General features: G+C 39.9%; 11 protein-coding genes and 2 pseudogenes. 4 read left to right on the forward strand and 9 right to left on the reverse strand.

The features are described from left to right. Positions 1-99, forward strand: a 99-nt coding sequence (locus tag AAEY62_RS19655; protein WP_138532874.1) for a cold-shock protein, incomplete at its 5' end; no start/stop codon positions are given. Between the two features lie 231 nt (positions 100-330). After that, a complete protein-coding gene (locus AAEY62_RS19660) occupies positions 331-579 on the forward strand; it encodes a DUF3297 family protein (RefSeq protein ID WP_002963088.1) in 249 nt (82 codons plus the stop codon). Between the two features lie 298 nt (positions 580-877). Here AAEY62_RS19660 and AAEY62_RS19665 read toward each other — a convergent pair. Both AAEY62_RS19665 and AAEY62_RS19670 read right to left on the reverse strand, forming a co-directional pair. Further along, positions 878-1,709: pseudogene (locus tag AAEY62_RS19665) on the reverse strand (alpha/beta hydrolase). A 188-nt stretch (positions 1,710-1,897) separates the two neighbouring features. Then, complete coding sequence (locus tag AAEY62_RS19670; RefSeq protein WP_024589667.1) at positions 1,898-2,314, reverse strand: MerC domain-containing protein; 417 nt, start codon at positions 2,312-2,314, stop codon at positions 1,898-1,900. 140 nt (positions 2,315-2,454) lie between these two features. Here AAEY62_RS19670 and AAEY62_RS19675 point away from each other — a divergent pair, with 140 nt between their 5' ends. Next, entirely contained in the window at positions 2,455-4,863 is a 2,409-nt protein-coding gene (locus tag AAEY62_RS19675) for a TonB-dependent receptor (protein ID WP_024589668.1), read from the forward strand. A 32-nt stretch (positions 4,864-4,895) separates the two neighbouring features. Further along, positions 4,896-6,308 (forward strand): 5-methyltetrahydrofolate--homocysteine methyltransferase, encoded by a 1,413-nt coding sequence (locus tag AAEY62_RS19680; protein ID WP_350635860.1) that lies wholly within the window; start codon positions 4,896-4,898, stop codon positions 6,306-6,308. Between the two features lie 97 nt (positions 6,309-6,405). Here the strand turns inward: AAEY62_RS19680 and AAEY62_RS19685 are convergent, their stop codons facing one another. From AAEY62_RS19685 to AAEY62_RS19715, 7 genes and pseudogenes are all read right to left on the reverse strand, one after another. Then, positions 6,406-7,707: a DEAD/DEAH box helicase gene (locus tag AAEY62_RS19685; protein WP_024589670.1), complete on the reverse strand. Its 1,302-nt coding sequence runs from the start codon at positions 7,705-7,707 to the stop codon at positions 6,406-6,408. Between the two features lie 77 nt (positions 7,708-7,784). Further along, positions 7,785-7,922 carry a hypothetical protein gene (locus AAEY62_RS19690; RefSeq protein WP_231388427.1) on the reverse strand — a complete coding sequence of 46 codons (138 nt, stop codon included), beginning with the start codon at positions 7,920-7,922 and terminating at the stop codon, positions 7,785-7,787. 280 nt (positions 7,923-8,202) lie between these two features. After that, entirely contained in the window at positions 8,203-9,282 is a 1,080-nt protein-coding gene (locus AAEY62_RS19695; RefSeq protein ID WP_024589671.1) for a hypothetical protein, read from the reverse strand. Between the two features lie 262 nt (positions 9,283-9,544). Beyond that, complete coding sequence (locus AAEY62_RS19700) at positions 9,545-10,582, reverse strand: virulence RhuM family protein (protein ID WP_196812459.1); 1,038 nt, start codon at positions 10,580-10,582, stop codon at positions 9,545-9,547. A gap of 476 nt (positions 10,583-11,058) precedes the next feature. After that, the gene (locus AAEY62_RS19705) at positions 11,059-11,181 is read right to left on the reverse strand and encodes a hypothetical protein (protein WP_269208787.1); all 123 of its coding nucleotides are present in this window, start codon (positions 11,179-11,181) and stop codon (positions 11,059-11,061) included. Beyond that, positions 11,178-11,582, reverse strand: a complete 405-nt coding sequence (locus tag AAEY62_RS19710; protein ID WP_024589673.1) for a DUF6088 family protein — start codon at positions 11,580-11,582, stop codon at positions 11,178-11,180. The genes AAEY62_RS19705 and AAEY62_RS19710 overlap by 4 nt, the downstream gene beginning before the upstream one ends. A 263-nt stretch (positions 11,583-11,845) precedes the next feature. After that, positions 11,846-13,030, reverse strand: a pseudogene (locus AAEY62_RS19715) (alpha/beta hydrolase-fold protein). Between the last annotated feature and the right edge of the window lie 146 nt (positions 13,031-13,176).

The following is a 13,176-nucleotide window of genomic DNA, read 5'->3' on the forward strand; positions in this document are numbered from 1 at the left end:
GGCGACGGTTTTAAAACTTTAGCTGAAGGCCAACGTGTACAGTTTACTGTTACTCAAGGTCAAAAAGGCCCACAAGCTGAGAACATTGTTAGCATCTAATTGCTAAACAATTTAGTGGGTTAGAGATAACCCATTAATATATTTACCTTTATAATTATTTAGTCGAATATCTTCAAAACCTCCTCTGTAAATATTTTCCAAGCGCAATCTCATTTGTATACACAACTCATTAATTAGTACATTTTTAAACACATTTACTACTATCTCTCTTGAGCGAAAGCTTTGTATTGCCTACAATAGCGCATACTTCATTCAATATAGAATATGACCATGAACGACACTACCGCAAAACCTGCTTTACCAGATCGCCTTTCTATTAATCCACGTAGCCCACATCATGTGGAAGAAGTTTTTGAACACGATATTGGTATCACGTTCAACGGCAAAGAGCGTTTTGATGTTGAAGAATACTGCATCAGCGAAGGTTGGATAAAGTTTGCATCTCCAAAAGGCCTTGATCGTCGCGGACAACCACTTTTACTTACAAGAAAAGGCACTGTTGAAGCCTTTTATAAATAAGCTAATACTACTTACTAAAAAAGCGACACCATATTGGGTAGTCGCTTTTTTTGTGCTTGTTAAAAATCATTTAATTATATTAATTTTCGCTTTACCTAGGGCCTGTTTATCTTTCGAGGTTAAATTTGCAGCAGTATGTTTGGTATTTAGGCAAGGCAGAGCCTATGTAGTGTGGTTATTCCCCATAAATAGGCGATAACGCAGCATAAATGCCAAACATGCGCTGCCCTTGGGTTCTGCCTAGGGGCAATTTACTCTTTGTTGCTCGGTTTTTACTTAGCCCACTAGGTTACAAACCTCACGTCGCGATTAAATCGCCCCTAGATTGAACAAATTTTAATCCTGAAAGGTCAACAGGCCCTAGCACCCAATCTAAGCCTTGGATTGCTGTTGTTGGAAATGCGGTTGCATGATTAGCGCCGTCAATAACAACACTTTTTAATTCTATATTGTCACTTTTAAGCGCATTAATTTTTTGCGTTAGCTGCTTAGCACCTTCAACCATATTTTGCCCTTCGCCGAAAGCTGGCGTTTCCATAGATCCAACTGATATATATACCCTTATAGGCAATTTTGGCTTATTCACTTTTAACGCTAATAGTGCATTGTTATCAAACCAAACCGATGGGCTGCCAATAATATAATTGCTAAATAAATCGGGTGTCGTTAATAAAATAGTCGCGCCAAATAAACCGCCTAACGAATGCCCCATGTAGGTTCTTTGTAAGTTACTGGCCCGATAGTTTTTTTCAATAAAAGGGAAAACTGTACTTTGTAAAAACTGAATATGCCCTTTGGCATTACCTGTTTGCTTTTTCCAATCTTTTGCAAAGGTAGGCGTGTAATCTCTAATTCGGCTGTTAGAGCCAGCGGACCCTTTTTCATAGCCAATTGCTACAATAATAGCCTGTTGCATTTTGCCACTATTCATAGGGAATCGTGTAGCCCCAGCAATGATGGGAAAGGTATACGGTGCATCGGTTACATAAATAACTGGATACGTTTTATTAGGCTGCTTTTGGTATGATTTAGGAAGCTGAATATACACAGGATACGCCCGCTCGCTAACGGGCTCAATGAGCTCAACCACGTTACTTCGGGGTATTGAATAAGGGGAATTTAAAACACATTAAGGCGCTTAAAAGCAAAAGAGATTTTAAAATAAGAGGCACTGTATTGGTTAACCTAAGCTAAAAATAAATTAAGTACCTACTTTAAAGTACTTTTAGCGAATATTTAAGCTATCCAAAAAAACAAAGTTTAAATAAAAGATAAAGTGCCAGTATAGCTTTCGTTTAAACCACCAGCACTTATAGCATTAAACCACTTGATCTGGCTCAATGCCTGAACACGGGCAGTTGTCGTCATTCTGTTTAAGACATTGCTGATAATTAAACCAATGGGCTACAGCAATAAACGCTGAGCCTATTAAGGTTAGCGCTTTTTCGACCACTTCATGGCCTAGCAATACGGCAAATATCATAAAAGCTAAGCCTGTTACACCAGACACCATATAACGTGTACGTTTATGTTTTTTACAGCCTAAACTCAATGCCAACAAACTGGTTGGCATTACCGCCGCAAGAATCCATAAATGAAATTGCTCACTATCTATTTGCAGTACAGCAAAACTTGGCAATAACGCTAAAATAACCGGGGTTGCAAAACAATGCACTGTGCACATTACCGATAACCCAATTGCCATACGATCCATAACACTTTGACTCGACTTCATTATTTCCTCTACTAAATCAGTGTCTCCACTCAAAAACGTTACTTTTAATGAGACATTTTAATAACATCAGTTAATTACTATTGATATATTATAACATTACCCCATAATTGATATAATATAACATCTAACAAGGTAGTCAAATGAAACGTAGATCGCAATTAGCTGTTCTCATAGCAGCTTTATTGCCGGCTAGTGTGCTTGCATCCACAATAGAAGGCGTTGTTTTAAACAACAAAGGTAAAGCAGTTAGTAATGCAACGGTAGAAGTTGAAGGCTCAGACCTTAAAGTAACCACCGATGAAAACGGTAAATTTTTTATAACCGAGCTAAAAAATGGCTTAAAAGAGCTTCACGTTGTAGCCCCTGGTTATGCGCATCTTCATCGCGATATAACAATAACTAATGATGAAAACCAATCGGTTACTTTTAATTTAAAGCGCTCGCCTATTGAAGTTATTGATATTGAAGCGACCCCTATTCATATGTCGGCAATGGAATCTGCATCGCCTGTTAGTGTTTTATCTGGCGAACAACTAAGACGACAACAAGCTGCAACCCTTGGCGACAGCCTTGAAAAACTCCCAGGCGTTAATACAAATTTTCACGGTAAAGTAGCCAGCACACCTATTATTCGTGGTTTAAGCGGCCCTCGCGTACTTATTACTCAAAATGGCCTTGATGTAAGTGATGTTTCGCGCGTTGGCCCCGATCACTCTGTTGCATCGGAGGCGTCTACCGCACAGCAAATTGAAGTATTACGCGGCCCTGCAACGCTGTTTTATGGCAGTGGCGCAATTGGTGGTGTGGTTAATGTAGTAGATAACCGCGTACCCACCGACAGCACCACGCGTGGTGAATGGAACCTAGAACATAACTCGGTAGATAACCAAAAAGTGGCCTCGTTTAATGCCACCACAGGTACAGACTCTATGGCTTTTTATGCCGATGCATTTTGGCGTGAGGCCGATGACTACGGGGTACCTGTAGCTGCCGATATAGATAGCGACGGTGAAGGCCATAGTAGCGATTACAAAGTTGAAAACAGTAATGAAGAGTCTGACGGTTTTACTGTTGGCGCTAGCTATTTAATGGATAACGGCTTTATTGGCTTAGCAGTAGAGCAATTTAATCGTCAATACGGTATTCCTGGTCATACGCACGGCGAGGAAGAAGAGGAAGAACACAACGACGAAGAAGAAAGCGTATTTGCTGATTTAGAGCAAACTAAAGTGCAGTTATTAGGTGAGTACAACCTAGATAATAAATGGCTAAACAAAATAAATCTCCGCGCTGGCCATACCGACTACGAACACGCTGAAATTGAGAGCGGAGTTGTTGGCACTACCTTTAAAAACGAAACCAACGAATTACGCATAGACCTACTGCATAACCAATTTAACGAATGGAATGGCGGTATTAGCTTTCATTACAAGCAAAGCGATGTTGAAGCACAAGGTGAAGAGGCCTTTACTCCTCCATCAGAGACCGAAAGCTTTGCTGTAGCGTTAATGGAAGAAAGCCACTTTGGTGATTTTTTAGTGCAGGTAGGTGGGCGTATTGAGCGAGTAACAATTGAAGCAGGCGACGTATTACTGCCAAATATTGACGCTCACGCACACGATGAAGCAGAAGAAGCCGACGAGCATGATCATGACCACGAAGAAAGCGCAGAAACCACTCGCGTATTTGATGTAGAGCATGAATTTACGCCAGTCAGTTTATCGGCAGGGGTAGTATGGGATTTTACACCTAACTATAACTTAGGGCTTTCGGTATCGCGCTCTGAACGTGCACCTTCTGCCTCTGAGTTGTTATCGTTTGGGCCGCATATTGGTACTGGCACTTACGAAGTAGGCGCACTATTTGATTTAGATGAAGATGGCCATTTGGGTTTATCTGAACAAGCAATAGATCTGGAAACAGCCAATAATATCGATTTAACCCTACGTAAAACTCAAGGCGATGTTGGCTTTATTTTAAATGCCTTTTACAACCAAGTAGATAACTACTATTACCAAATAGACACCGGTTTATACGCCGAAAGTGGACACGACCATGGCGATGAAGAAGGCGTTGACGAGCACGACCATTCATCAGAGCTACCCGTTTATTTATTTAAAACAGATGATGTAGTTTTACACGGCTTTGAAGCGCAAATTGCGTGGCAATTAACAGATGAGTTTAAGCTAGATGTATTCTCTGACTACGTTCGTGCACGCCTTAAAGACGGCGGCGACTTACCCCGTACACCACCGCTTCGTTTTGGCAGCGAGCTAAGCTATCAAACAGATAAACTCAGTGCGCATATTCATGTAACTCGCTATCAAAAGCAAGACCGCACAGCCCCACAAGAAACAGCCACAGACGGTTACACCTTAGTTGATGCGAGCATCTCTTACGACCTTTCAGTGTTAAACCAAGATATGTCTGTGTACCTACGAGGCACTAACTTAACAGATACAGAAGCACGCGTGCACAGCTCGTTTGTAAAGGATATAGCGCCACGTCCAGGACGTAGTTTTGCGCTAGGTATTCGCGGTTATTTTTAAGCGTTAAAAAATTATAATTAAAGGAAATAAACATGAAAAAACTATATCAATTAAAGCTTATTACACTCGCTATTAGCGCTATATTTATTACGGCCTGTGGCGATGCCCAAACCAACATTGTGGAAAAAGATCCTATTGTTGTAGAAGACGAGCACGAGCATGATGATGATGATGATGATGATGATCACGACCATGACGACGGCTATACCATAGACTCACTTGGCAGACTTGCCGTTCTGGCAGGTGACAGTAACGAAGCTAACTTTTTTGATTTAGACAACAACGAATTACTTGATACATTTACACTAAACAATGACTCAAACACGTTATCTGCATCACCAGGCTTTCGTTATGCTGTTATTGCTAATCGTACTCAAGATTACCTAGGGTTTATAGACGGCGGTATGTGGCGCGAAGATCACGCAGAGCACTTGCATGATTATGAGCAAGGCCCTGCGTTTAGCAGCTACGAGCTAACAAGTGGTAGTCGCCCTACACACTTAATAACTCACGACGGCCAATTAGCAATATTTTACGATGGCGATGCAGAAACCGGTACGCCTGCCTCAGTAGAAGTGCTAACCGATAACGATATTACCAATACAACAGCTAAACTAACGGGCATTAACTACGACATTAACATGCATGGTGTAGCTGAGCCTCGCGGCGAGCATTTACTCTCAACCATTCGCCGCGACGATGCAAGTAATACATCTAATGCCAAAGTACTTCCCGATCAAGTGGGTGTTTATCATCTTCACGATGGTAATTACGAACTAGAGCAAACGTTAGAAATAACCTGCCCCGATTTACACGGCGCAGCACAAAATCACGATTATGTTGTATTTGGTTGTGGCGATGGTGTATTGATTGCCCATCAGCAAGGTGATGTATACAGCGCTCAAAAAGTTGTAAATATAGATGCCGTAGGCGATCAGCGCATTGGTACTTTGTACGGCCATAAAAACAACGACACAATTTTTGGTATTGCCGCAGGGCATGATGGCAGTGGCTCAGTATTACTGAGTATTCATTCTGAAAATGCCGAAATGGAAGAAGTAGAATGGCAACTTGCTGATGGCGCAAGTGCTGTTTCTTATTCTTTTTCAGCCAGTGGTGAACACTTTTTAATACTCGACAGCCTAGGCTTTTTAAATGTACTTACTGGGCATGAACATGACGGTGAAATGCACTGGGAGCTTGCAGGCCAAGTAGATATTACTCAAGCAGACGTAACCAAAATGCCCGAAGGAATGAGCTTTAGTATGACAGTGGCGCAAAGTGGTCAGTTTGCTTATATTGCCGACCCAATTACTCAACACATAGTGCAAGTGCACCTAGAAGACCTAGAAATTGAAAGTGAGCTAGAGTTAACTTTTCCACCTGCAAGCATTACCTGGTTAGGGATTGCACAAGAAACAGAAGATGAAGATCACGACCATTAATTTAAAACTAACGCTTTAAGTTAAAGCCACAAAACAAAAAACCCGTAATTAGGTTTACTAATTACGGGTTTTTACAGCTATTTATTTAGCTCTATTGTTACTTACGGCGCCAGCCACTCCATACATCATCTACATCATCGGCTTTATTTTTTTTCTTTTTCTTGCCTGTGCCTTCTGGTTTTGCCATTGGCTTTTCATTTTTAAGCGCATCAGCTGCATCAAGATTAGCTTGGTTTACAGCAAAACCGGTTACTTCTTCACGTTCAAGACGTAGTTTGTTTTTCTTCTCGATTACTTTAAAGTGATGCAAGTCTTCATAATCAACCAATGAAAGTGCTAAGCCTACTTCACCAGCACGGCCGCTTCGGCCAATACGATGCATGTAATCAGCAGGACTGCGTGGTAGATTAAAGTTTATTACCACTGGCAGCTTTTCAATATCCAAACCACGTGCAGCAATATCGGTTGCGATAAGTACTTCGATTTCGCCCGCTTTAAATTTTTCTATTACACGAGTTCGCTCACTTTGGCCTTTATCGCCATGGAAAACTTGTGCATTAACACCGCGTTTTTCAAGCTTAGCCGCTAAATGCTCACAGTCTTTTTTAGCGTTCACAAAAATCAGCGCTTGGCGCCATTTATGCGTTTTAATTAAATGTGCTAAAACTGTGGTTTTTTCACCTTTGTTTACGGTAAAAACACGCTGTACTAAGGTGCTTTCATCTTTGTTTTGTACTTGTATTTCAACTGGGTCGTTTAAAATCTCTTGCGTTAATAGCTTAACTTGCTCAGGGAAAGTTGCTGAAAACAACATGGTTTGTTTTTTAGCAGGCATTAACGCTAAAAGGTCAGCCAGCTCTTCGGTAAAGCCAAGGCTTAGCATACGGTCGGCTTCATCAAGCACAAGCGTAGTTACATTATCGAGCTTAATCGCATTGCTTGAGATTAAATCAAGTAAGCGACCAGGTGTTGCCACAATAACATCGGCGCCGCCGCGCAGTGCCTGCATTTGTGTATTAACCGACACACCACCAAACACGGCCACCGTTTTAATTGCACCATTAAAGTTAGCAGAATACGATTTAACGCTATCGGCCACTTGCGTAGCAAGCTCACGCGTCGGTACTAAAATAAGCCCCGTTACAAAATTACCTTTGCTGGCAGTATTTTTAGCGCCCTGCTCAAGGAAAGCTTTTTGCAACATAGGTAATGCAAACGTTGCTGTTTTACCCGAGCCAGTATTTGCCCCTGCAATTAGGTCACTACCCGCAAGCACGCTAGGTATAGCCTTAGCTTGAATAGGTGTTGGCTGGGTATATTCCAAATCGGTTAATCGAGCTAATAGCTCTGGAATAAGGCCAAGTTCGGAAAAAGTGCTAGGGCTTGTGGCTGAGGTCATAAAATTGTGGGCTTATTGCTAAAAAAGTAGCCTGTAATTTTAGCGTATTTGGCGCTTATTAAGTAGGGGTTAGTGATTTAAATATCTTTATCGACTAATTGCTTGAACACACGACCAACTTGATCATAACTTGCATAATTGTCAAAATCTTTACGTTCAAACACATAGCGGCGAGAACGCTTTATTTTTTGATAAATACGGTCAGTTGCAGTCATGGCTAATTCTCCTACGTTATGATTTTTTAATATAGCTTGAATCAAACACTGTTTAAAAATAATACGGCATAAATAAAATAAAAAACACGACAAAAACCATCAATGACATACACATAACTTCATGTTTAAAAGAATTATAAATACATCCTCTAATACAGACATGAATTTATAATTGCAATCGACCTAATTATTTACAAAACGTTATTAAGCACCGTAATAATGATCTTTGAAGTTACAATATCTAAATTAACTATTTCCTTACAAAATTAGGGGATAAAAATTAAAGTAATTGGGCTGATTTAAATCTACTCTTTAGTGCTGAACGGTTTGAATAACGTGCCAGCAACTCATTTGTTTTCACTTTAAATTCAGCACTGTGATGCTGCATTTGAGCTAACTCAGACAAATCGACTAATATCATAATCGCTTGGTCATAGGGCTTGGCTTGCTTTTGCTCTATCAACTCCAGCACCGTTTGCCAAAGCTGCGTTTGTTTAGGTATAAGAGATGTAAGGTATGCCAAGCGCTCTTGCTGCTTAGCTTCAGCTATCGCTGCTACACGCTGCGATTTTATTTGCTCCGCTTGCTTTAATAAAGAACTCACTGTTACGGGATCAGAAGATGCAACTTCATCGGTATTGAGCGTCAAACGCTGGGTGAGTTTTTCCACTAACAATGGTTCTGCATCCAACAATCGTTGCAACCAGTCGGTGCACTCTTGTGCTGATAAACTACCCAAGGTCATTAACTTAGGCACACCTGAAAGCTCAGGGCTACATTTAGCAACAGCAGTAATCAAGTCTCTCTCTAATTCAAATAACTCAGCTAATGCTTGCAACGATGGTTCAAGAGAGTTAAAACCAGCAGGTATCATCATGCTAGCGGCAGCAACATCACTTTCCCATTGCACTACTTTTAGCCACATTAAATACAATGGTCGATAATCACCATTAAGTATCATGGCACGGATGTCTGCTATTTCAGCCAGCTCACACCTACCTTCAATCCAACGACCACCTTCTTCATCAAAACTAATATCAAGCACAATTGAATCTGGCTCTTCGTACACACTAATCAAATCAGTAATGCTAAATACCCGTAATTTATCTACATCCACTAACCCTGCGGGTAACCGAATTAATAGCTGCACAGCTCCCCAATTGGCTTGATACAGCGCCAAATCAAAACCATACAATAACACCGTGTTTATATCTTCGGGGAAGTCACTATAGTGATATTGATATTGCGCGCTATAAGCGGTAACTTGCGCCCGTGAAGATAAACCTTGCATGTGCTGTTTTTGTTGATGCGTTAAAGGGGCATCAATGGCTTGAAATTGATATAACTGGTATTCACTCATAACAAAAATCACAGAAAATAATAATGCACCGAGGCTAACGAGAAATACTTTTTAAGGCAAATATATTGGTCTCATATACCTAAATAATCATTCGCCTCAGCCGACTTTTTTATGAAGAAAATTAAAAATCAGATTCCCAAAACGTACTTTTATCCTTCATAGTTCTACTACTTAGTGTGCTTTGTAACTCAGAGCATTTCGATAAAAAGTTAAAGTTCGACATCCTTGATTGGAAATAGTGAAATGTATCTGCTAATTGCTACTATTGCTTTTTCGTTATGGCGCGCAACGCGGCGATACTGTCTTGTAGCCCTTGTTCTTCTTTTAAAGCTCGGCGCTTTGCTTCATAGTTTTCATAAGCCTGTTTAGCTTTAATATCTGCCTGTTGTTTCGAAATATGCCCTTTGCCTTGCAATACATTTCGATCATTAAATTCAAGAAAGCTATCTAGTTTTTCATCCCAATCATTTAAAAACACTTGCTTACGACGTAGTGCTTGATCTTCAGCAAAATCAAGCCACATAGTAACAATTCTATTTAACTCGCTAACTTCTTCTTGGGTCAAATAATTTTTAGCGATGGTCACATCGCCTTTACGTACTTCATCACCTTTAAAAACGGTTAATCCTGCATTGGGTTTATCGGCATCTACGCGTGTAACAATAAGCTCAGCTGCGGTCATACCGGTTGTGGCATAGTGTAATTTGTTTTGAATACTTTGAAAAAAATGTGTTGTTTCTTTATTGCTGGGCTCGTAATCTGCAGCCATCGCAAATATCTCACGCACCCGTAAATACACTCTACGTTCACTGGTGCGAATATCACGAATGCGTTCAAGCATTTCATCAAAATAGTCTGGCACTAAAGAGTTATCAACGGCTGGGTTCTTTAACCTTTCATCGTCCATTGCAAACCCTTTAATAAGGTACTCTTGCAAGGTTTGCGTGGCCCAGCGTCTAAATTGGTTACCTCTATTTGACCTAACTCGGTAACCAATGGCAATAATCATAGCAAGGTTATAGTGCAGCTTGTTGCGCTCCACAGATCGACCGCCTTCCATTTGAACTTGTAAGTAATGCTTACAAGTTAAATTTTGTTCAAGTTCGCCTTCATCAAAAATAGCTTTAATATGCTGAGTAATAGCCTGAGGTGTTACTTGATACAGCTCTGAAATTGAAGCTTGTGTTAACCACAAGGTATCAGATTCAAAACGGCACTCAACCCTTGCTTTACCATCTTCAGAGGTAAAAAAAAGAAACTCACCATTCGGCGCTTTTTCATCCGATATTAATTCAGTCATTTTTTATCCGTTACATTCAGTTAAACTAAGTTTGCCTGTTAACATGTTTTTCCTAGTTTTTTCAAAACCTAATTGAATTAGCTGCTTTGCTACTTCTCAATCGTGTTCAAATTTTACTATGATCTTTAGATGTCAGGTCCACAGCCTCTGATTGCAATCTTAGTAGAACTACCTTTGTAATTACAAATAATAAAATTACGCACTCTTATTTTCTTCAACCACCGCATTAGCGAAAATGGCCAACCCCAAAAGGGCATTCATCTGCGGCTCTATCAAGTAGGTTTTTCATGGTTGGATAAGTTGAAAAATACAGCCTGCAATTTTAGCGTATTTAGAGCTTATGAAGTAGGGGTTAGTGATTTAAATGTCTTTTAGGTAACAGCAGCAAGTTTTGAGCTACAAGTTACGAACAGGTTTGTGATATTTATAGGCTTAGGTTTATCCCGCGCTTAATTAATGTGTTTAGAACAATCCTTTTATTCTAGGTGCTTGAATGAATTAAAGGTTACCCAATAAGCTTTTTCTGGAATCGATGGATTACCTAAATCCAATGCATCAGATGCCTCAATAAACTGTTTTGTCAGTTTTGGGATACTCATTTACGATAACTCAATACCCTATTGCCAACTTTAAGATTTCGGTTAAATTGCTTAGAGTTCCAGCTGTATTTGATGGACGCAGGTATTTGGGTAGATTTACCGTTAATGCTCCTCAATGACATCGCATCCATCTCAAAGTCTACACCGCGTAACTTTAAAATTTCACGCATGATCGCATCAGTGCCGCCAGGGCTTGTTGGCATCGGACTGTTAGTAAGACTATTAATCATTGCTTTAGTATATAAACCATAGCCAATTTTCATCAGTATGCCTTTATCGACTAATTGCTTTAACACACGACCAACCTGATCGTAGCTTGCATAATTGTCGAAATCTTTACGTTCAAACACATAGCGGCGAGAACGCTTTATTTTTTGATAAATACGGTCAGTTGCAGTCATGGTTAATTCTCCTACGTAATGATTTGTTTTAGTATAACCCAAATCACCTCTGCCTAAAAATAATACGGCACTGAAAAAAGAAAAAAAACGGCAAAAAAAATCAAGATAAAAACATAAGCTGTTGTTTATATGAAGATATAAATAAGTTAAACAAAACTGACATAAACTATAAATTGCAACCGACCTAACTATTGATAAAGCCTTAGTAAGCAACGTAATAATGTTCGTTAAATAAGAATCCATCAACTAAGTTGACAATATTATTAGCTCTTACTCAGTCCTGCTTGCAACCTAGCTTTTGTTTCTTTTAAGTAATTTATATAAGGATATGAGTCGTCTGCAATCTCTAAAGCAGACTCCATCTGTTCAAGCGCTTGGCGAGTATCACCCTGCATTTCATAGCCATAAGATAAGGCTGAAAACGCATCGACTGATTTTGGGTGATTTTTTATATTGTACTTAAACACTTCAATAGCACGGTCAAATTGCTTGCTGCCCGTTAAGTTATAACCGAGTGATCTAACAGCGCGATCCGGTGGCGCAATCTGCTCGCCCCATTGTTGAGATAAGTTTTGATAATAAGCATCAATAGAGGCTACATCGTCAGTTAAATCACTTATGGGCATTTGTTTGGGTAAAAATAAATGATGGTAAGCATTAAAGGCCCCAGCGGCAGATGTTAAGTTATGCGATACATTTTCAAATGCGTCACTGAAAAAGCGTAAATTTGGCAAGCTATTAGATTGTAAAGCTTACTGCAGCTCATTATATCGCTCACGCATTAAGCCAGTTTCTTCGCCAATATTTATATAAACATAGTTATTCAGGTCTTTTGATTTATTGATAAACGACTTAGTCGCTTTTACCGGTGCGCCATAGTTCCACCAAACGGCAGGGCTGTAAGCAATATGCGCTTGGAAAAGCTCAGGGTTAGCTTGCATAGTATAAAGTGCAAACACGCCTGCTGCTGAGCCTCCAGCAATCACATTAAAGTTGTGCGTACGATAGCTTTTATTAATCAAGGACATAAGCTCTTGCTCAATAAATGCTAAAAACTTTGCTGCGCCTCCGCCTTCACCTACCGGGCCTTGTGGCTCTTTATTAACTGTGGGGTATAAATCTCTTAAGCGATTAGTGTTTTCAATAGCGACAATAATAACCTCAGGCGCACGATTATTATTTTGCAGCCGATCCATTACAACACTTATAAGCGGTATATTACCCGCGCCATCTAGGCGATAAATTACAGGATAAACTTTGTCTGCATTAGCTTGGTAACTCTTTGGAAGTTGAACTACAACGGTACGTAGCTCATTTAAAATTACTGAATTGATAGTATGTGTTTGTTGCGTATAGCTAATGGTTTGCTGTTTTAAATCAGGCTCAGCTGGTGTGTTATTAGAAACTATAAATAAGCTACATATAAAAATAGCAGTGAATAAACGCATAGCTAATCCTTTAGAAAATAGTGTGTTATTTAATCTAACAGGCTTTGAGGTACAAAAAAAGGCGCATTGAGCTGTCTCTTATACACAAATCCCTGCTAAGAAATTAGCGGGGATTTTTTTGAACTAAATCTCAATGTCATGATCAG

Origin of the sequence: Pseudoalteromonas sp. GW168-MNA-CIBAN-0100 (assembly GCF_040309225.1) — a bacterium.
Classification (GTDB): Bacteria; Pseudomonadota; Gammaproteobacteria; order Enterobacterales; family Alteromonadaceae; genus Pseudoalteromonas; species Pseudoalteromonas arctica.